We start from the raw sequence: 21,182 nt of genomic DNA on the forward strand, positions 1-21,182 counted from the left end.
CGTATGAGAGGCTTACTCCTGTTGTCCGCACTTATTTTCTCCGTTAATAGCTTTGCCCAGCAGGTTCCCGAAACCCGGGAGCAGCAGTTGATGAAGGTAGATCAGAATCAGGGACGCGCCCTGACCTCCCGGCACCCGGTGAAGTACCTGGCGGTAGACTACCCGGGCGGGCGCAAGCGGTTTTTCACGGGCGATGAGCTGGTCATGAAAGTAAAGGGCAGCCGGAAAAAAATCCGGGACAATGTATACGCCGTCACGGACTCGTCGGTTGTTTTCGCCGAATTCAGTGAAATTACCAACCGGCAGGAATACGTCGAATACCCGCTGAAGGATATCCGAAAGATATACTTCCTGAAAGGAGGCGGCCTGGCCATGCAGGCGGGGTATCTGCTGCCGTTTGCCGGGGTAGGGTACTTTGTGCTGGATTATTTCGGTCCGCTCTGGAATCAGGAGATGAAAGGTGCGCCGCTGGAAATTACGCCGTCGACCATCCTTGTCAGCGGCGGATTGATGGCGCTGGGAGGTATCGCCTACAAGTCTACCCACAAAGCACTTCGGATCGGAAACCGCAACCGGCTGAAAGTTTTGCAGACTTTTTAAAGGGGAGATTGAAGGAAAGCGTACCCGAACCGCAGAATTTGGGTAATTTTGCAGTTCCTTGTTCCCATTTCATTCTTCTGAACGGTATTGAAAAAGCTTCTTCTTCACCGGGTTACCCGTCCTTTTCAGACGGAGATTCAGTTGCCCGCCTCTAAATCCGAATCCAACCGGGCGCTGATCCTGAACGCGCTTGCCGGGGGAAAAGCCACCCTGACCAACCTGTCTGAAGCCCGGGACACGCAGACGATGCTCCGGTTGTTGCAGGCCGACGGCCCTGTTGCCGATGTGCTTGACGCGGGTACGACGATGCGGTTTCTCACGGCGCTCTACGCCTCAGCCGGCCGGCAAAAAACGATGACCGGCACCCCCCGGATGCAGGAGCGGCCGATCGGTATCCTGGTTGACGCACTGCGGGAACTCGGCGCCGACATCGCCTACGAAAAGAACGAAGGTTACCCGCCACTTGCTCTCAACGGTTTTTCATACTCCGGAAAAAAAGAACTGACCATGCGGGGAGATGTCAGCAGCCAGTTTATCTCGGCCGTGCTGATGATCGCCCCGACCTTGCCGGAAGGCCTGACACTGCACCTGACAGGCGCGCTCGGCTCGATTCCGTATATCGAAATGACGATCCAGCAGATGCGGATGTTCGGGGCTGACGTTTCGGCCGACTGGGACAGCCGCCGCATCGTCGTCGCTTCGAAACCTTACGCGGCTACGGACTTTGCCGTTGAATCCGACTGGTCGGGCGCGAGCTACTGGTACAGCTTCGTGGCACTCGGCCCCGAAGGCTCGGAAGTGGAATTGCTGGGATTGAAAGAAAATTCACTTCAGGGAGATGCCGCCATTGTTGACATCATGCGCCACCTCGGCGTGGAAAGTACCTTTACCGGACGTGGTTTCCTCCTGACAAAAATTCCTGTGAAAGAGGCCTTTGAATGGGACTTTACGCATTGCCCCGACCTGGCACAGACCATTTCGGTGATCGCGGCTATCAAACAGGTTCCGGCGTTTTTTACCGGTATCGAAAGCCTGAAGGTGAAGGAAACGGACCGGGTACTGGCGATTCAGCAGGAGCTGCGGAAGTTTGGCGCGGATCTTGTGGAGATCGTCACGAACGACCGGTATCAGATTAAGGTTTCGGCCGACGGCCCGCAGGCCGGTACGGAAATCGATACGTACGACGACCACCGGATGGCAATGGCCTTCGCGCCGCTGGCCATGCTGGCGGATACCGTCATCGAAAACCCGGATGTCGTCGTGAAATCCTATCCGCGTTTCTGGGAAGATCTGGGGAAAATTCTGGTCATTGACGAGCCGGCACACGCCTGATCGCTGCGTAATGTCTTCGAAATTCCACTTAAGTACACACCCGGCGATGATGATTTGCCGGGTTTTTTCTTTTTTGCAGGTAATCCACTTTTGATGCTATGATTTCATTTGTTCTGCTTGTTTCCTTCTGGGGATGGATCGGCTACGGGGTACTGGCCCTGATCGTTGGCGTTGGGCTCCGCGATCTGCTTCAGCGAAAACATACGATACAGCATAATTTCCCCGTCATCGGTCATTTCCGGTATTTTTTTGAGGAACTGGGCCCTCCGCTGCGGCAGTATCTGGTGGCGAGTAACCGGGATGAATTGCCGTTCAACCGGCGGCAGCGGAGCTGGATATATGCGTCTTCCAAAAAAGAAAACAACTACCAGGGCTTTGGATCGGATCAGGATTTCAACGCGCCGGGATATATTTTCATCAAGCATGCGATGCTGCCGTATGTACCGGCGCACGACCACCCGCACGGGTACGACGAACAGAAACACGAACCGGCCAATGCCACTATTCCCTGCGCGAAAGTAATCGGTCCGCACCGCCGGCGACCGTACCGGCCTGCGTCGGTGGTGAATATTTCGGGGATGAGCTTCGGGTCGCTGTCAGGCGCTGCGATCGAATCCCTGAACAAGGGCGCCGCGCTGTTTGGCTGCTACCACAATACCGGAGAGGGCGCCATCTCGCCGTATCACAAAAACGGAGCGGAAATTGTGCTGAATATCGGGACGTCGTATTTCGGCGTACGGGACGAGGCCGGAAATTTTTCGATGGAAAAGCTTACCGAACTGAGCCGTACCCTCCCTCAACTCCGTATGTTGGAGTTAAAGCTGTCTCAGGGCGCGAAGCCGGGCAAGGGAGGTGTGTTGCCAGCCTCGAAGATCACACACGAAATCGCCGCCACGCGGGGCGTGCCGATGGGGCAGGACGTCATCTCGCCGTCGTACCATTCCGTCTTTCACGATGTACCGAGCATGGTGGATTTCATCGAACGGATGGCTGCCGAGACAGGCCTGCCGGTGGGAATTAAGTCGGCCGTAGGCAAGCTGGATATGTGGCACGAACTCGCGGCATATATGAAAGCAACGGGTAATGGTCCGGATTTTATTACGATTGACGGGGGAGAGGGCGGCACCGGCGCTGCGCCTCCAGCCTTTGCTGATCACGTATCGCTGCCGTTTGTCTTCGCATTCACGAAAGTGTACCAGATTTTCCGTGAGGCCGGGCTGACGGACCGGATTGTTTTCATCGGTTCGGGGAAGCTCGGATTACCGGATACGGCATTGATGGCGTTTGCGCTGGGCTGTGACATGGTCAACATCGGACGGGAGTCGATGCTGTCGATCGGATGTGTACAAACACAACTCTGCCATACGAATCGGTGTCCAACGGGCGTTGCTACTCAGAACAAATGGCTGCAGGGAGGCCTTGACCCGGCGCTGAAAAGCGTTCGTTTTTACCAATACGTCAAAACCCTGTCTAAGGAAATACTCGACATCACGCATGCCTGCGGATATGAACATCCTTGCCAGGTTACGATGGAGGATGTCGATGTATCGGCTGGAGACAACAACAAAACCCAGTCGCTGGCAGCGGTGTACGGATACCAAAAAGCACACGTAACCTTCTCAGGAACAACTACTTTGTTTAATTGTCTCCATTTAGGTAAAAAATGGAAATAACTAAGTTGGTTTGTCTACTCCCTTGGTATTAGGTAAAAAAATGTGGCCCAATTGAACGTTTATTCTGTTGATGAATAGATAGAATACCATTAATTTGCATTTGATAGTAACCGCCAATTTTTTTCACCTGAAACATATGCTTTTGGAAACCATTGCACAGCCACTTCTGACGTACATACGTCGGTACGTCGAATTGTCGAAACAGGATGTTGAGGCAATTTCTGATGCGTATCAAATCCGGACTTACAAAAAGGGAGATTATTTCATCAAACAGGGCGACCGGATCGATGAAATAGCATTTGTGGTAGAAGGAGTGATGCGTGTGTACCGGGAGAGCAAGGGAAAGGAAATTACGCTCTTTCTGAGAGACGAAAATTCATTTGTAACGAGCATCACCGGGTATTCCGGCTATCACCTGAGTCCCTATTCGGTGCAGGCCCTGGAAGACGCTACTTTACTGGTGATGTCGAGCGAGCAACGTCAGGCCCTGTTTGAGCAGTCCGTTGCTTACCAGCGGTTTTCGATGATGGTGCTCGAGCGCACGGTTCAGGACATGGAAGTCCGCATCGATTCACAGATAGCTGACAACGCCGCCAGACGCTATCTCAAGTTGCTGCAGGACCACCCGTCGCTGATTCAGCGCGTGCCGCAATACCACCTGGCTTCGTACCTCGGCGTGACGCCGGAATCGCTCAGCCGCCTGCGGAAATATCTGTAGGATTTGATTCGCTTCTTTTGACATTCCACGGTTTTAATGGAGATTAGGGACATGAAGACAGCTCTTCCTGTCCCTGTTTCTCTTTCTACCGAACTGATCGCCGGCATTTCCTCTTTTCTGGCAACTGCGTACATCGTGGTTGTCAACCCGCTGGTTTTGTCTCAGGCCGGGATGCCGTTTTCGGGCGTGCTGACCGCCACGGTTCTGGTCTGTTTCTTCAGCAGTCTGATGATGGGGCTTTATGCCCGGAGTCCATATGTAGTGGCGCCCGGAATGGGCCTGAATGCTTTTTTTACCTTTTCAGTCGTGCAGGGGATGCACGTCCCGTATCCCGTCGCGCTCGGGGCGGTTTTCTGGTCGGGAGTCTTTTTCCTGCTGATTTCCGTATTCAACGTGCGTGAGCTGGTGATCCGTGCCATTCCGAAAACGCTGCGCTACGGCATTGCGGCGGGGATAGGCCTGTTTATTACCCTGATCGGATTTGCCAATGCGAAGTTTGTCGTACCGCATCCGGCTACGATGATTTCGCTCGGAAAACTGACCACGCCAACGCTGCTTTTCCTCGTCGGATTATTGCTGACAGCAATCCTGATCCTGAAGAAAAGCAGGGGAGCGTTGCTGTGGGGAATATTGGCGACGACACTGCTGGCCACGCTGCCCGGACGCCTTTTCTCCGGAGAGCAGATTGTGGTATGGAAAGGTCTGGTAGCTGCCCCGGATTTCAGTCTGCTGTTTTGTCTTGATCTGATGGGGTCTCTGAAATGGTCGCTTGCTCCCGTCATCTTTGCCTTTGTTTTTACCGATTTATTTGACAGCCTGAGCACGTTTGTCGGCCTGGCGGAAGCTACCGGCCGGCTCGACGAAAACGGCGAGCCCCTGCGCATGAAGGAAAGCCTGCTGACGGATGCGGTTGCGACGACGCTGGCGGGGCTTGTCGGGAGCAGTCCGGGTACTGCCTATATCGAATCCGCGGTTGGCATTGAAAGCGGCGGACGTACGGGACTGACGGCCGTTGTCGCCGCCTGTTGCTTTTTGCCGTGTCTGTTTCTGTCGCCGCTGCTGAGTATGGTTCCGGCGGTGGCTACGGCGCCTGCGCTGGTTCTGGTAGGCGTATTTATGATTCAGACGGTAACCAAAATTCCCTGGAACGAATGGGAAGAAGCCGTACCTGCTTTTCTGGCGATGGTTCTGATTCCGTACAGCTACAGCATCACCCAGGGTATTATCTGGGGATTTTTGAGCTATGCAGGCATGAAAACGGCTGCCGGCCGGCGAATGTCCGCTGCCTTTTGGGTGATTACGGCGCTGTGCGTCGCAGCCCTGGTCTTTGAATGAAAACCATGAAACTACTTCCCTTTTTGTTGGTACTTTGCTGCCTGACCGCTCAGGCGCAGGATGACTCCTTTCCCCGGAAACCCAAAAACATGACGGCGATAATCGGCGCTTTCGCCGACGAAATCGACGTCATCAAAAACGAAATGGAGGACCGGCACGAGGAGCGCCTCGAAGGGTTGACCTTCTTCGAAGGAAAACTCAAAGGCCGGAAGATCGTAGCGGTACTTTCCGGCATCGGAAAGGTGAATGCAGCGGTGACGACGGCTATTCTGCTGGAGCATTACCGCCCGCGGGAAGTATTGTTTACCGGTATCGCCGGCGGCCTCGACCCGGCGGCACAGCCGGGAGATATCATAGTCGCGACGCGCATTGTGCATCACGACTTCGGCCGGCGCGATCATACCGGTATGGTCGTACGCCCGACCCGGAATCCGTATACGCTGACTGAAAACCCGCAGTACTTTCCGGTCGATTCATCGCTGCTGCTGCTGGCAGGTATGGTCGCGCCGCGCATTGCTCTCGAAAAAGTAGGGGCGTATCAGCCGGTTATCCGGACGGGTACGATTGCGACGGGAGACGTCTTTATGTCGTCCGATTCGGCGGCGAAGGAAGTACGGGCGAAACTGGGAGCAGATGCCGTGGAGATGGAAGGAGCTGCTGTAGGCCAGGTTTGCTACCAGCAAAAGGTACCTTTTCTGATCATCCGGAGCTTGTCCGACAACGCCAATCATTCCGCATCCGTCGACATGAGTACCTACGGCCCGATCGCCGCCCGGAATTCCGCTGCGCTGGTGAAAGCGCTTCTGGAACGGTTGAAATGAGGAAAAGGGATCAACTGGTTAGAATCGACCCGCAAATCGTGTAGTTTTGCGTCGAAAAGTACCGGCAGGAATGATCGATTACCAGCATCTCTTTGACTTCGTCCGTCGTGTGTTTATCGCCATGGGTTGTCCCGAATCCGATGCCGAACTGGCTGCAAATGTGCTGGTTTCGGCGGATTTACGGGGGATCGACTCGCACGGCGTCGCCCGCTTGTCGGGATACGTCAGGCTCATGGACCACGGCCGACTGAATCCGCGCCCCGATATCCGGGTAGTGCATGAAACCCCCTCTACCGCAGTGATTGACGGAGACGCCGGCCTCGGGCTGGTCGTTGCCCCGAAAGCCATGCAGGTAGCCATCGAAAAGGCGGAAAAAGCCGGAACCGGCTGGGTGGCCGTCCGCAATTCCAATCACTTCGGTATTGCGGGATACCACGCCTCCCTGGCGCTGCCGCATGATATGGTAGGTTGGGCGATGACGCACGCCGGCCCGCTCGTGACGCCGACGTTTTCCAAAGAACGGCTCCTCGGAACAAACCCGATCTGCGTGGTGATGCCCGCTGATCAGGAACCGCCCTTTGTACTCGACATGGCCACCACCACGGCAGCCTATGGCAAGCTCGAAATCCTGCAGCGAAAGAACCTGGATACGCCGACCGGCTGGGTACAGGATGCAGAAGGAAAGCCGTCGACCGATGCGAATGCAGTCCGCAAAGGCGGCGCGTTGCTGCCCCTGGGCGGCGACCGCGCGCATGGCAGTCACAAAGGATACGGGCTTGGCGCGATGGTCGATCTTTTTTGCGGGGTATTGTCCGGCGCCAATTACGGCCCCTGGGTGCCTCCCTTCGCGACGGCCGGTTTCATGTCCGCTGAAGAAGGCGTTGGCAAAGGAACGGGGCATTTTCTGGGCGCGATGCGCGTGGACGCTTTCCGCCCGGCGAGTGAATTCAAACAAAACATGGATACCTGGATCCGGCGATTTCGGTCGGCCGAAGGTATCGACGGTCAGTCGGTCCTGATTCCGGGAGATCCGGAGCGGGAAATGGAGCAGATCCGCAAACAGGAGGGTATTCCGCTGCTCGGGCCGGTCGAAAACGACCTGCGGCAGCTGGGCGACCGGTTTGGCGTTCCTTTCCCCGAAGAAAACTAACTCACTTCCCCATGATCCGCAACAAGTTCGCCAAATACGCCATTATCATCCTGTCGATCATCGCCCCGGTCGTATCGTTCTACCTGTGGCAGATCTTCCGGACGCCCAATCTGAATACGAAGAGCGACAAGGACTATTACCTGTTGATTCCAACCCGGTCGGCGACGTTTGATACCGTCCTCGACAGCCTGAAGCACAATAAGATTCTTCAGGACGAAATGTCATTCCGGTTTTTGTCGAAGCTCCTGAAGTATCCGGATCATGTGCGTCCGGGGCGCTATAAGATCCGCCCCGACGCCGGCAACTATGAGGTGATCAAAAGCCTCCGGTCGGGTAATCAGACGCCGGTGAAGCTGACGTTCAATAATATCCGCCTGAAAAAAGACCTGATCGGGAAAATAGGCACGCGGTTTGAGTTTGATTCAACGGAATTCGGAAACCTGCTGCGGAGCGACTCGGCCACCCGTTTTTATGGGTTCACGCCGGAGACGATCCTCTGTATGTTCATCCCCAATACGTATGAAGTATACTGGAACACGACGCCCCAGAAACTTCTCGGCCGGATGAAGAGCGAATACGACGCCTTCTGGACCAGTGAGCGGCAGGCCAAGGCAAAAGCCCTCAACCTGACGCCGGTGCAGGTGACAATCCTGGCGAGTATCGTTGAAGCGGAAACCAAAAAAGCCGACGAAAAGCCGCGCGTCGCGGGCGTATACCTGAATCACCTGGCGGTAAACGAGCCGCTCCGCGCCGATCCCACCGTGATTTTTGCTATCGGTGATTTCGGTATCAAGCGCCTGTTGCACAATCAGTTGACGTACAAGTCTCCGTACAATACCTATATCAACACCGGGCTGCCTCCGGGGCCGATTAATTTACCGGAGACGTCCTCAATCGATGCCGTGCTGAACCGGGAAGTGCACAAGTATATGTACTTCTGCGCGAGCCCTCAGCTCAACGGGTACCACATCTTCGCGGAAACCTATCAGCAGCACCTGGAAAATGCCCGGCAGTACCAGGAGGCGCTTAACAAGCTGGGAATCAAGAAGTAATATGTACACGCACGACACGACCTACCGGGTTTGCTACGCCGATACCGACCAAATGGGCTATATGTATTACGGCAACTATGCCCGGCTGTATGAAATCGGTCGGGTGGAGGCGCTGCGCAGCCTGGGTTTCCGGTACCGAGAACTGGAAGAATCGGGTATCATGATGCCGGTGTATGAAATGAAAACCCGGTATCTCCAGCCGGCGAAGTACGACGAGCTGATCACCGTCCGGACGATGATCACGAAGCTGCCGTCGGTCCGTATTGCATTTCAGTTTGAGCTGTTTAACGAAGAAAATACCCTGATCAACACCGGTGAAGTAACCCTGGTGTTCGTCAATATGACCTCTGGCCGCCCGGTTGTGGCGCCTGCCGGCCTGCAGGATATCCTGCGTCCGCATTTTGCCGGGGTACCGGCGTGAGTAATTGAGCGCGCGGCGAAGCCGCGCGCTCAATTTTTTCTTCAACCCTAATCCCGGAATCTATCGAAAATCACCCTTACATACAGAAAATCCGGAACTGGCTCCACAGCATTCACTTCAGCAAGCGGGGGTTTACACTGTACCACCTGCTCGAAGTACTGATCGGCAATGTGCTGAAGTTTGATATTGATCAGCGGGCGACGGCCGTGGCCTACAGCTTCACCCTGGCACTGTTTCCGGCGATTATCTTTCTCTTTACCCTCATTCCCTATATTCCGGTTGAACACCTGGATACCCAGATCATGACCTTCCTGTCGGAAGTGATGCCGAGAGGTATTTACAAGGAAGCCGAATCGACGATCCGGGATATTGTCAGCCGCAAGCGCGGCGGGGTACTCTCGTTCGGTTTTATCCTCACCATTTATTCGGCGATGAGCGGTATGCTGGCGCTGATGCGGGCGTTTAACGTCGCCCAGCGGACGGACGATAACCGCGGATTTGTCCGTACCCGGCTGATTGCGCTCCTGCTGACCGTGCTTCTGTCGCTGGTACTGATTGTTGCGGTAGCCGTTCTGATCGTCGGCCGCCTGGTAGTCGACGAGCTGACGTATCAGGGAATTTTGAGTATGGACTCGACGTACCGGTATATCGAATGGATCAGTTACCTGACTGTCTTTGTCGTTCTTTTTGTTGCAGTGTCGATTATATATTACTTCGCCCCGGCTCTGCACAAACGGTGGCGATTTTTCAACCCGGGTTCGGTAACGGCCTCTTTGTTGATTATTCTCATCACACACGGGTTTTCGTATTATCTTTCCAACTTCGCGAGTTACAACCGGCTTTACGGGGCTGTCGGCACGCTGATTGCCCTGATGGTGTGGCTCTACCTTGTCGCCCTGTTGCTGATTCTGGGCTTCGAAGTCAACCAGAGCATGGACGATGCCACCAAAAAGGCATCCAAAAAGAACTGATTCATGGAGGCAGAACGATGTCAGCTGACTATTGACGGTCAGCCCCATGCCTTCGCACTGGAGGGAGAATTTTTCTGGGGGAAGGACGAACAGCTTTTTTCGGAAGCATCCAGTCCTATTGCCGGTACCGGCTGGCAGAACCAGGGATATACCTGCTTTCCACTCATGCAGGGGGATGAATACGCCCGGCTGCTCGGCAGTATCCGCCGGATTCTGTCGCGTATCGGGGCCGGACTCGGAGTCGTATTACCCGACGATTTCCGGCCGGAAGAGTACCATCGCTATTTTCTGACGGAAGAACTGCACCAGCAGGTTATTCAGCAAACGCGCTTTCTGACGTTCCGGGATTTTGACCTGGATTTCCGGGAATGGTGCAGCCGCGTGGCGACCTTCGTGGGGCATCCGCTGCAACTCGAAAATCCCCTGCTGCCGGAAGAGATCGTCATTCTCCGGATCAGTCGTCCGAACTCCCTGGATATCAATCCCCTGCACCGGGACGGCTACCTCGATATCTGGGCAGGCGTCCTGAACCTCTGGATTCCGATTGCGGGGTGTGATGCCCATTCGTCCCTCCCCGTGATTCCGGGCAGCCACCTCTGGCGGGAAAATACCATCCGGCGGACAGCCGCGAAAGGCGCCCGCATCAACGGACTGACGTATCATGTACCCGGAATTGTCGGCGCGGCCAGCGGCCTCCACCTGATCCGCCCTGACCCGGCTTACGGCGAAGCCCTGCTTTTTACGCCTTTTTTGATACACGGCGCCGCAATCAATGAGAATCCCGATACCACGCGTCTTTCGCTGGAACTTCGTTTTTGCCGGTCATGAGACATACTACACCACTCGTTTCGGTTATCTGCCTGTGCTATAACCATGGCCGGTTTGTGGCAGACTGCCTGGAGTCGGTCTATACGCAGTCGTACCCGAATATTGAGCTGATTATTGTCGACGACGCCAGCAAAGACGACAGCGCCAGCCGCATCCATGCCCTGATGCGCTCCGGTGACTACTTCATTCAAAACTGCGAAAACCTGGGTATCTGCCGGAGTTTCAACCTCGGCCTGGCGCGGGCGCGGGGGAAATACATTGTCGACCTCGCCTGCGACGACATACTCCCGCAGCATTCCATTGCCAGCCAGGTCGCCATACTCGAACAAAGCAGCCTGCAGACAGGCGCCGTTTTTGGCGACGCGATTCTGATCGAAGAAAACGGCAGGCCCATCGGTACCTGGTACGAACGGGACGACGAAGGGCGGCTTCTGCAACAGGTACCTTCCGGCGATGTTTTCAGGAACGTGCTGGCTGAAACGCCAATTCTGATGGGAACAAGCATGACGCGCAAGGCCGTTTTTGACGAACTGGATGGCTATGACGAGGAGCTTGTTTACGAAGATTTTGATTTTCTTGTACGGGCAACGCGAAACTGGCATTACCTTTTCGTGGACCAGCCGTGGATGATTTATAGGCAGGTAGCGGGGTCCGATTCCAAACAGCAGCTGAAGAAACGCACCGCGCACCTGGAATCTACCTGGAAAGTCTGCCGGAAAGCCGCCGCGCTGGTCCGGACAGAGGAGGAAAAGGCGGCGTTGGTCGCCCGGTTGCGGAATTGCCTGAAGCAATGTTTCCTGCTCGATTATTTTGAACTGGCGGAGCCATTCGCCACCCTGCACCGGGAGTTCCGGCCGCTGAATACCGTTTCAGCACTGATTCTCGCCGCGTGCAAACTCCGGATACCCGGAAACTGGTTGTACCGCCTGTACCTGAAAGGAAAATCGTAAAACTATGCCTGCTGAATTTCTCAACATACACCCCCAAAACCCGGAACCCCGAAAGATTGCGCAGGTCGTGGAAGTACTCCGGCAGGGAGGAATTGTCATTTACCCCACCGATACGGTCTACGGCATGGGCTGTGATATCCGCAATGCCCGGGCCATCGAGCGCATTGCCCAACTGAAGGGAATACGCCCGGATAAGAGCGATTTCTCCATTATCTGCAGCGACCTCAGCCACATTGCCGACTACGCCAAGGTCTCCAATCAGGCGTTCAAGGAGATGAAACGACTCCTTCCCGGGCCATATACCTTCGTCCTGACGGCGAGCAGCCGCCTGCCGAAAACCCTCAATCCGCGGAAAAAAACCATCGGCATCCGTATTCCGGATCACCCGATTACGCAGGAAATTGTCCGGGAACTGGAGTATCCTATTATCACAACGTCCATCAAAACCGATGACGACTTCATCGAATACCCGACCGATCCCGAAGAAATTTTCCATCTCTTTCAACACAAAGTAGACATGGTCGTGGATGGCGGACCGGGCGGACTGATCCCGTCGACCATCATCGATGCGACGACCGATTCCCTTGAGCTGATCCGGCAGGGACTGGGTGAGTGGGAGGAGTAGCAAAGCCTTTGTCCGAAATCGCGCAAAGTGTCCGGTATCGGGCACTTTTTTTGTTTGTATTTGGATGAAAGTAATTGATTGACAGATAGATAGCTCGTGGCATTGTGCTTGCATCCTATTCGGTATCGTTCACTAAAACCGTACCGGATCGGACACGTTATATGGATCGGGATTTATCTGTACAGGAATTGAAGCGACGCAGCCGCAAAAAATGGATAGGGGCTGTCGCTGTACTCCTCTTGCTGGGGGCGGGTTGGCTCGGTACCCGGTATGTATTCGCCTCGCGGGTATCGCGGGCAGATCTCCGCATTGTTACCGCCGAAACGGGTTCCGTCGAAAATACCCTTGCAGCTTCCGGCGAAGCCCTCCCTGAACTGGAGCAGGTATTCACCAGCCCGATCACAGCCATCATCAAAGAGGTGTTTCTCTCGGAAGGTACGCCTGTGAAGCCGGGAGACCGCATCCTGGAGCTCGACAAGGGAGAAGCGCGTCTTTCCTTCGAAAAACAAAAAGACCAGCTCGAATTGAAGCGGAATGCCATTGCCAGGTTGCGCATGGAGCTGGCAAAAAGTTACTTCGATCTGCGGCTGAACGATTCCATCAAAGTACTCCGCATCGGCCACCTGCGGGCGGGGGTGGAAGACGCCCGCCGTCTGCACAAAGCCGGCGGCGGCACCCGGGAAGACATTGAAAAAGCCGAGCTCGACCTGCGCATTGCCGAACTGGAAAAGCGGCAGCTTGAGAACGACATCAAGGTCAAGCAGCAAACCATGCGCACCGAGCTCCGGGAGTCTGAACTACAGGCCAGTATTCAGGAAAAAGAACTGTCTTTGCAGGAATCACGGCTCCGGCTGGCGGACCTGGTCGCAAACCGTCCCGGCGTCCTGACCTGGCTCAACAAGGCGGTGGGGACGACGGTCCGCGAGGGTGAAGCTCTCGCCCGGCTGGCCGATCTGAAAGGCTACCGCATCACCGGCAGTATCTCCGACAGCTATGCCGAGCAGGTACGGGCGGGAATGGACGCGACAATACGCGTCGGAACCAGCCAGTTGAAGGGCGTCGTCACGCATGTACACCCGACGATTCAGAATGGCGTGATGACGTTCGACGTCCGCCTGCTCAACCCGTCCAGTCCGCTTTTACGGCCCAAGCAGAAGGTGGAGCTGTTTCTGACGACTTCTGCCGTTGCGGGTGTGACGCGCGTCCCAAACGGCGCGGCGTTCAAAGGCCCGAAAGTACTGGATGTATTTGTCGTCAGCGGAGACAAAGCCGAGCGCCGCACCGTTGAAACCGGCGCTGCCAACTTTGATTTCGTCGAGATCCGGCGCGGTCTGCGGCCCGGTGAAAAGGTCATTCTCAACGACCTATCCGAATTCAAAAACCTGCGCGAACTCCACCTGACCGAATGACCATGAAAACACGACTATTCTGCCTGTTTTTGATGTTTTTGGGAAAAATGGCAGTCGCCCAGGACCCGGTCCGGCTCTCTTTACCGGAAGTAGTGGAGCGTGCGCGCAGCCAGTCGATCGCCGCCCGCCAGGCGACTACCACCCGCGAAACCCGGTATTGGGAGTACCGCACGTACCTGTCGAACTACAAGCCGCAGCTGATGCTGAACGGGAATCTGCCGGCCTTTACCCGCTCGTTTACCCAGGTACAGCAACCCGACGGAACCATTCTCTTTCAACCGGTACGAAACAATAACTCGTCACTCTCGCTCTCTCTGAGCCAGAGTATTCCGGGAACGGGCGGTACCCTGTATGCGACGAGCGCGCTGCAACGCTTCGACGATTTCGACCGGAAGAATACCCTCTATAGCGGAACGCCGGTGGCGATTGGCTATACCCAGCCGCTGTTTCAGTTTAACGCCCTTCGGTGGGACCGGCGCATTGAACCCCTCAAGTACCGGGAGAGTCAGCAGGCCTACAAGGAATCGCTGGAACAGATTGCGGTCCGCGCGAATACCCTGTATTTTGAGCTGCTGCTGGCCCAGGTGAACTTGCAAATCGCCGAAACCAACCTGAAAAACACGGGAAATATTCTCCGGATTGCCGAGGAGAAGTATACGCTTGGCAAGACGACGCGCAACGAGATTCTCCAGATCCAACTGGAGCAACTGAAAGCCCGCAAGGCCGTAGGTACTGCCCGGCGGGACGTGGAGGTGTCGTCGCTCAGCCTGAAGGCCTATACCGGTTTGCCGGCGGCCGACCGCATCGAACTGCTACTGCCTCCGGCAATCAGCCGGATAGCAATCGACAGCGCTGTCGCCATCCGGGAGTCCTTCGAGAACCGCTCCGACGCCATCGGTTTCCGCCGGCGAATGGAGGAAGCCGAACGCGCAGTGGCCAAGGCGCGCGGCGATAACAGCCTGAATGCGCTGATGACGGCTACGCTGGGCTTTTCGAACCGGGGAGCAACGGTTCCCGATCTCTACCGTCGGCCGCAGGATCAGCAGACGCTTCAGATTGAATTCGGGATACCGGTACTCGACTGGGGCCGGTCCAAATCCCGGCTGAAAACGGCGCAGGTTAACCGGCAACTGGCCGAGTATACCGTTGAGCAGGACCGGCAGACCTTCCGGCAGGAAGTGCACACACAGGTGACGTTGTTTGAGATGTTGCGGGATCAGCTGTCGCTCACAAGCCAGGCCGATACCATCGCCAGTGAAAAGTACCAGATTGCCCAGGAGCGGTATATCCTCGGAAAACTGACAATCACGGAGCTGAGTATTGCCTTCGCCGAAAAAGACCAGGCCAAGCGGGACTACGTGTATGCCCTCCGTGACCTTTGGGGCGCCCATTACCAATTGCGCGCCCTGACTTTGTATGACTTTGAAAATCAACGCAAAATACCATGATCGAACTGAAAAACATTGGGAAGGTATACCGGACCGATACCATCGAAACCCTCGCCCTGCAACAGGTAAACCTCTCCATCCGGAAGGGCGAGTTCGTCTCTGTAATGGGGCCCTCCGGCTGCGGAAAAAGTACGCTGCTGAACATCATGGGTCTGCTCGATATGCCTTCGGAAGGACAAGTGACCATCGCAGGAAAACGCCTGGAACGGCTGAAAGACAAGGAATTGGCGTCGTTCCGGAACCACAACATCGGCTTCATCTTCCAGAGCTATCACCTCATCCCGGACCTGCCGGTGGTAGATAACGTCGAACTACCGCTGCTGTACCGGTCTGTTTCGGCCAAAGAGCGCCGGGAGCTGGCCAAAGAAGCGCTGGAAAAAGTAGGGCTGAGCAACCGCCTCCGGCATTATCCGAGCCAGCTGTCCGGCGGGCAGAAGCAGCGGGTGGCGATCGCCCGCGCGATTGTCGGCCGGCCGGAAGTCATCCTCGCCGACGAACCCACCGGTAACCTCGACAGCGCCATGGGGCAGGAGGTAATGGACATCCTCCAGGCCCTTAACCGGGATGGCAGTACCATCGTCATGGTTACCCACGACCCCAATATGGCCCAGCAGACCCACCGGCTCGTCCGGATGTTCGACGGCTCCCAGGTTTCCTGATCAACGCGCACGCTCATGCTACTCAACTACCTGAAAATCACCTTCGCCGTATTGAAGCGGCACCCTTTCTTCACGTTCGTGAGTTTGTTCGGGATCTGCTTTACGATGACGGTACTGATCGTCGTGACGGCTTTCGTTGACGACCTCGCCAGCAGCGGATACCCGCAGCCCGAGCGGGACAGGAACCTGTATGTCAACCGCGTTAAGCTCTCCAGCGATCAGAGCCAGATGATGTCCAACGCCAGCCTGTACCTGATCCGGCATTACCTCGATCAGCTGAAAACGCCGGATAAAATCGGCTTTTCAGGGCTGATGAATACGGCGGATACCTACCTCGACGACCGCAAAGTCCGCCTGTATTACAAATACTCCGATGCCAATTTCTGGGATGTTACCCGGTTTAAGGTTCTGGAAGGCAGACTGTATACCAATGAAGACCTCCGCCGGAACGAGAAAGTAATCGTCATTACCAACTCCGCACGGGATGAGCTATTTGGCAAAAACCAGTCGGCCGTTGGCAAAACGATCGATCTCCTCAACAATACCTTCCGGGTCATCGGCGTGATTCAGGAATGTTCCATTGTTCATTTTCTGCTGTATGGAGAGGTGTACATTCCCTACACATTTGCCCATATCAACCCGACGGATCAGAACCTCATGGGGCCGTTTACGGTGATTCTGCGGGCGCCGTCAGCCGAAAAGGTCCCGGCGATGCACCGGGAGTTACAGGATATGGTGGGCCGTATGCCCGTTCCCAAAGACATGAAAACGCTGACGATCCGGGCCGATGGCTACTTCGAGACCATCACCCGGATTCAGAACTCCGGCAGCGAATCGACCCTGCAAACCTTCTACCTCATTTTGGCGACTGTCGCGCTGAGCTTCATGCTGCTGCCGGCTGTGAACCTGGTCAATCTCAACATCAGCCGGATGATGGAGCGGGCTTCTGAAATCGGTATCCGGAAAGCTTTCGGTGCGTCATCCGGAACGCTGGTCTGGCAGTTTGTCACCGAAAATGTCATTCTGACGATTCTGGGCGGAATCCTGGCGATTCTGGTATCCTCCGGTATCCTGGCGCTGATTAACGGCCAGGGATGGATTCCGGGGTCGGACCTGGCCGTCAACTGGCGCATAGTCCTGTACGCGTTCGGCCTGATACTCTTTTTCGGCCTGTTGTCGGGCGTATACCCGGCCTGGCGCATGTCCCGTCTGCAAATCGCGTCAGCCCTGAAAGGCGGCGAGTAACCTGTCAATCCAACATCGCTATGCTCCGTCATTTGTTCAAACTGATCTGGAAAAAGAAAAAGACCCATTTTCTGCTGATGGTCGAGATCTTTTTTTCCTTTCTGATCCTCTTCGGGATTTTCAGCGCGCTGATCTACTATGCCCGGAACTACTCCCGCGATTCCGGTATCAAAGCCGAAGATGTCTGGGTAATTTCCTGCGATTTCAAAACCGATAGCGACAGCCTCCGGACGATCTACGCAAAACAGATCGTGGACGTCATCCGACCCGTTTCAGAAATCGAATCGGCCACGGTTATGTCCTTCAACGTACCCTACGAGTACAGCTCCATGACAAACGGTATGGAGTATCAGGACCGGCGCGTGCAGGCCGAGCATATATTGGTAGACGAGTATTACCCGGCTGTCATGGGCCTGACGGTCAATGAAGGGCGGTGGTTCAATTCCGCCGACCGGGTCCCGGGAAAGTATATGCCTATTGTGATTACAGGGTCTGTCCGCGAGAAGCTTTTCGGTACAGGAAACGCGGTAGGAGAGATAGTGTCGGACAACAGGAAGGTTATCGGCGTCGTCAACGACTATAAATTCCAGAGCGACTACCTCGCGGATCAGCCCGCGTTTTTCCAGCAGCGAAGCGGCGACTGGCAGATTCTCGTCAAAGTCAGAACCAATCAACCCGGCCTGCTCGAAACGCGCCTGGCCAGGACCATCGCCGGCGCGGCGAAGGAATGGCCGTTTGAAATCCGCCACCTCGACAAGATGAAGCAGAGCCGCAACCGGACCGTTTTTGTGCCCGTTCTTATCGGCCTGATTGTCGGCGGGTTTCTGGTCTTCAACGTCGCGTTGGGGCTGATGGGCGTACTCTGGCAGGCTATTCAGCAGCGGCGGGAGGAAATCGGTATCCGGCGGGCCATCGGCGCATCCGCGTCAGGTATTGTGATGCAGTTTCTGGGGGAAGCCTGGGTGCTGACCGCCTTTTCGATCCTGCTGGGTATCTTCCTGGCCGTGCAGTTCCCGATCCTGCGGCTCTTCGATCTCGACGCGCAAATCTATATTCTTGCGATTGTCACGGCCGTCGTCAGTATTTTCGCCCTCGTAACCGCCTGCGCCTGGTACCCCAGCCGGCAGGCGGCGGAGATTTTGCCGGCGACGGCGTTGCATGAAAATTAGGAGCGGTCTACAGTTTTCAGTTTTCAGTTGGCGGTTTTCCGTTTACGGCAGCCTTATTTGCCACGCCAACTGAAAACTGAAAACTGAAAACTGAAAACAATTAAACCCCATTCCCAGCCTTATGATTCTCATTCTCGACGACGACCCCGCCGTACGTACCTCCCTTCTTCTCCTGCTGCAAAAGGAGAGGTTGGCAGCGATGGCGCTGGAGTCGCCGGCGGAGGCACAGGCATTCTTGCAGGAAAACCGGCCGGATCTGATTTTGCTCGACATGAATTTTTCGGTCGATACGTCGGGCGAGGAAGGTCTCCGTTTTCTGGAATGGGTACGTCGGCGGGATGCGACAATCCCTGTAATCCTGATTACCGGCTGGGCGACGATCGACCTGGCCGTCAGAGGCATGAAACTCGGCGCGTCTGATTTCCTGCACAAGCCCTGGCAAAATGCACACCTGGTGCAGTCTATCCGGACGGTGCTGGACCTGGCACGTCCGGCGGAGGAGCTGTCCACTCGTCGTACCCTCGACCGGTCTTTTGATTTTCAGGCGATTGTCGGAGAATCTGATCCTATGCTCCGTATTCTGGAGACGGTCGGCCGCGTTGCCGGAACCGACGCCTCCGTCCTTATTCTCGGGGAAAGCGGTACAGGTAAGGAACTCATTGCCGAGGCTATTCATCAGAACAGCCAGCGGGCTCGCCGGCCGTTCGTGAAAGTAAACCTGGGCGGTATTTCCGCCAGCCTGTTCGAAAGCGAATTGTTCGGGCACGTGCGCGGTGCGTTTACAGATGCCCGTTTCGACCGGGTAGGCCGCTTTGACGTGGCCAACAAGGGAACCATTTTTCTGGATGAAATCGGCGACCTCGATCCGTCGAGCCAGGTAAAGCTGCTTCGCGTGCTGCAGGACCGTACCTTCGAAGTACTCGGCAGCAGCAAAACCAAGAACGCCGATGTACGGGTGATTTCCGCGACAAACCGCAACCTCGACGACATGGTCCGCGCCGGATCTTTCCGCGAAGACCTGCTTTACCGCATCAACCTGATTACCCTGCGCCTGCCGCCTTTGCGCGAGCGGGTTGACGATATTCCGAAACTCGTGGAGTTCTTTCTCGGAAACCTCCGGGAAATTTACGGCCGGCCCAACCTTGCCCTCGCGCGTGAGGCCCTGCGCTGGCTCAAGACCCAGCCGTTGCCCGGAAATATCCGCCAGCTGAAAAACCTGGTGGAGCGAACCGTACTGGTGGCGGATCACGACGTACTGGATGTCGCTGATTTTCAGGTGCATTCCCAGGCTTCACGACCAGCCGGGCGTGATCACCTGCCCGCAGTAGGTGCGATGACACTCGACGAAATGGAGTCCGAAATGATCCGGAAGGCGATGGCTTTCCACCAGGGGAAAATTGCACGGGTTGCCCGGGCGCTGGGCCTGACCCGCAGTTCCCTGTACCGCCGCCTCGAAAAATTCGGCATACCCTATGAAGAACAGTAACGGATGAAAAGCATCCGCACGAAATACCTCGTCATGGTCGTCCTGGTTCACCTGATCCTGGCCGGTCTGGCGTTTTATGCCCTGCGCGAAAACCGGCTCTGGTTTCTGGCGGTGGAGGTTGTTCTGCTGTTTTCGGGATACCTGGCGTTTGGGGTATACCGTGGCCTGATCGCGCCGCTTCAACTGCTCGCAACCGGTACGGAGGCGATCCGCGACGGCGACTTCCACGTTCGGTTTGTGCATACCGGCCGCCCGGAGATGGACCAGCTTGTCGACGTATACAATACCATGATCGACCGCCTCCGCGAGGAACGTACCCTTCAGCAGCAGCAGCATTATTTTCTGGAAAAACTGGTACAGACCTCTCCAACGGGTATTCTCATCCTGAACCTGGACGAGCGCATCGAACAGCTGAATCCCAGGGCGTTGTCGTACCTGAACAGGCCTTCGGAGGAACTGCTTGGAAAGACGTTTGCCGAAACCGGTCATCCGCTACTCATTCGCCTGGCGAAGGTGCAGGCGGGAGAGTCGGCGACGGTTACACATGGTCATATTTTCAAGTGTGAGAAGGCGAGCTTCGTCGACCGCGGTTTTCCCCGCTATTTTCTTACGATTGAAGAGTTGACGAGTGAAGTGCTTGCTGCTGAGCGAAATGCCTATGGGAAAGTCATCCGAATGATGTCGCATGAGGTTAACAATACCCTCGGTGCCGTCAATTCCTTACTGGATACCACGGTTCACTGGCTGGAAGATGCGCCGCTGGCGGCGGCATTGCAGGTAGCTATTGAACGAAACGAAAATCTGGGACGCTTCACGCGGCGACTGGCGGAGGTTGTCCGTCTCCCGGCCCCGCAGAAAACGCTGGTAGACCTCGGCGAACTGGTGGACCAATGCCGCCGGTTGATGGAAGCCTCCGCTGCCGGAAGGAAGATCACCCTTACGCTGGATGCGGGCGCGGGGTGCCGCCTGTATGCCGACCGTCTTCAACTGGAACAGGTATTGCTCAATATCACCAAAAACGCCTTCGAAGCCATCGGGGAGGAAGGCGAGGTACGGTTTCTGCTGGAGCCTTCCCGCCTGATTATCCGCAACAACGGAAAAGACCTGACTCCGGAAGAAGCGGGCCAGGTCTTTACACCTTTCTTTACCAATAAGCCGAATGGTCAGGGGATAGGACTGACACTCGTCCGGGAGATCTTACACGCACATGGTTTCGGCTTTTCGCTGGAAACCACTGCGCCGGGGCAGACTGATTTTACGATTCGCTTTCCGCCCGCGTCCCGGGCATAA

Annotated in this window: 20 protein-coding genes; all 20 read left to right on the forward strand. The window is 55.8% G+C overall.

All coding sequences use genetic code 11. The annotated features are described in order from the left end of the window. Positions 1-3: 3 nt before the first annotated feature. The 20 genes from BLR09_RS17485 to BLR09_RS17580 all read left to right on the forward strand — a co-directional run bounded on the left by BLR09_RS17485 (position 4) and on the right by BLR09_RS17580 (position 21,182). On the forward strand, positions 4-600 hold the full coding sequence (locus BLR09_RS17485) for a hypothetical protein (protein ID WP_093205127.1): 597 nt from the start codon (positions 4-6) through the stop codon (positions 598-600). 87 nt (positions 601-687) lie between these two features. After that, positions 688-1,932, forward strand: a complete 1,245-nt coding sequence (locus BLR09_RS17490; protein ID WP_093205130.1) for a 3-phosphoshikimate 1-carboxyvinyltransferase — start codon at positions 688-690, stop codon at positions 1,930-1,932. A gap of 98 nt (positions 1,933-2,030) precedes the next feature. Continuing rightward, on the forward strand, positions 2,031-3,605 hold the full coding sequence (locus BLR09_RS17495; RefSeq protein ID WP_093205132.1) for an FMN-binding glutamate synthase family protein: 1,575 nt from the start codon (positions 2,031-2,033) through the stop codon (positions 3,603-3,605). 136 nt (positions 3,606-3,741) lie between these two features. Further along, entirely contained in the window at positions 3,742-4,323 is a 582-nt protein-coding gene (locus BLR09_RS17500) for a Crp/Fnr family transcriptional regulator (protein WP_093205135.1), read from the forward strand. Between the two features lie 51 nt (positions 4,324-4,374). After that, entirely contained in the window at positions 4,375-5,658 is a 1,284-nt protein-coding gene (locus tag BLR09_RS17505) for an NCS2 family permease (RefSeq protein ID WP_093205138.1), read from the forward strand. 5 nt (positions 5,659-5,663) lie between these two features. Further along, positions 5,664-6,479 (forward strand): 5'-methylthioadenosine/adenosylhomocysteine nucleosidase, encoded by an 816-nt coding sequence (locus BLR09_RS17510; RefSeq protein WP_176785595.1) that lies wholly within the window; start codon positions 5,664-5,666, stop codon positions 6,477-6,479. 70 nt (positions 6,480-6,549) lie between these two features. Beyond that, positions 6,550-7,629, forward strand: a complete 1,080-nt coding sequence (locus BLR09_RS17515; RefSeq protein WP_093205143.1) for an Ldh family oxidoreductase — start codon at positions 6,550-6,552, stop codon at positions 7,627-7,629. A gap of 11 nt (positions 7,630-7,640) precedes the next feature. Next, on the forward strand, positions 7,641-8,681 hold the full coding sequence (gene mltG, locus BLR09_RS17520; protein WP_093205146.1) for an endolytic transglycosylase MltG: 1,041 nt from the start codon (positions 7,641-7,643) through the stop codon (positions 8,679-8,681). Between the two features lies 1 nt (position 8,682). After that, positions 8,683-9,102, forward strand: coding sequence for an acyl-CoA thioesterase (locus tag BLR09_RS17525; RefSeq protein WP_093205148.1), 420 nt, complete (start codon positions 8,683-8,685; stop codon positions 9,100-9,102). 170 nt (positions 9,103-9,272) lie between these two features. Beyond that, the gene (locus tag BLR09_RS17530; protein WP_245689944.1) at positions 9,273-10,073 is read left to right on the forward strand and encodes a YihY/virulence factor BrkB family protein; all 801 of its coding nucleotides are present in this window, start codon (positions 9,273-9,275) and stop codon (positions 10,071-10,073) included. Between the two features lie 3 nt (positions 10,074-10,076). After that, positions 10,077-10,901 (forward strand): phytanoyl-CoA dioxygenase family protein, encoded by an 825-nt coding sequence (locus BLR09_RS17535; protein WP_093205153.1) that lies wholly within the window; start codon positions 10,077-10,079, stop codon positions 10,899-10,901. Then, a complete protein-coding gene (locus BLR09_RS17540; RefSeq protein ID WP_093205156.1) occupies positions 10,898-11,851 on the forward strand; it encodes a glycosyltransferase family 2 protein in 954 nt (317 codons plus the stop codon). The genes BLR09_RS17535 and BLR09_RS17540 overlap by 4 nt, the downstream gene beginning before the upstream one ends. Positions 11,852-11,855: 4 nt before the next feature. Continuing rightward, entirely contained in the window at positions 11,856-12,476 is a 621-nt protein-coding gene (locus BLR09_RS17545) for an L-threonylcarbamoyladenylate synthase (RefSeq protein WP_093205158.1), read from the forward strand. Positions 12,477-12,637: 161 nt separating this feature from the next. Beyond that, positions 12,638-13,885 (forward strand): efflux RND transporter periplasmic adaptor subunit, encoded by a 1,248-nt coding sequence (locus BLR09_RS17550; protein WP_093205161.1) that lies wholly within the window; start codon positions 12,638-12,640, stop codon positions 13,883-13,885. A gap of 2 nt (positions 13,886-13,887) precedes the next feature. Further along, positions 13,888-15,333 (forward strand): TolC family protein, encoded by a 1,446-nt coding sequence (locus tag BLR09_RS17555; protein WP_218126681.1) that lies wholly within the window; start codon positions 13,888-13,890, stop codon positions 15,331-15,333. Further along, positions 15,330-15,992 carry an ABC transporter ATP-binding protein gene (locus BLR09_RS17560; RefSeq protein WP_093205166.1) on the forward strand — a complete coding sequence of 221 codons (663 nt, stop codon included), beginning with the start codon at positions 15,330-15,332 and terminating at the stop codon, positions 15,990-15,992. The genes BLR09_RS17555 and BLR09_RS17560 overlap by 4 nt, the downstream gene beginning before the upstream one ends. Before the next feature lie 15 nt (positions 15,993-16,007). Continuing rightward, on the forward strand, positions 16,008-17,237 hold the full coding sequence (locus BLR09_RS17565) for an ABC transporter permease (RefSeq protein WP_093205168.1): 1,230 nt from the start codon (positions 16,008-16,010) through the stop codon (positions 17,235-17,237). Positions 17,238-17,257: 20 nt separating this feature from the next. Then, positions 17,258-18,406 carry an ABC transporter permease gene (locus BLR09_RS17570; RefSeq protein WP_093205171.1) on the forward strand — a complete coding sequence of 383 codons (1,149 nt, stop codon included), beginning with the start codon at positions 17,258-17,260 and terminating at the stop codon, positions 18,404-18,406. 121 nt (positions 18,407-18,527) lie between these two features. After that, positions 18,528-19,892: a sigma-54-dependent transcriptional regulator gene (locus tag BLR09_RS17575; RefSeq protein WP_093205173.1), complete on the forward strand. Its 1,365-nt coding sequence runs from the start codon at positions 18,528-18,530 to the stop codon at positions 19,890-19,892. 3 nt (positions 19,893-19,895) lie between these two features. After that, positions 19,896-21,182 (forward strand): sensor histidine kinase, encoded by a 1,287-nt coding sequence (locus BLR09_RS17580; protein ID WP_093205176.1) that lies wholly within the window; start codon positions 19,896-19,898, stop codon positions 21,180-21,182.

This window comes from Siphonobacter aquaeclarae, assembly GCF_900103285.1.
Taxonomy (GTDB): domain Bacteria; phylum Bacteroidota; class Bacteroidia; order Cytophagales; family Spirosomataceae; genus Siphonobacter; species Siphonobacter aquaeclarae.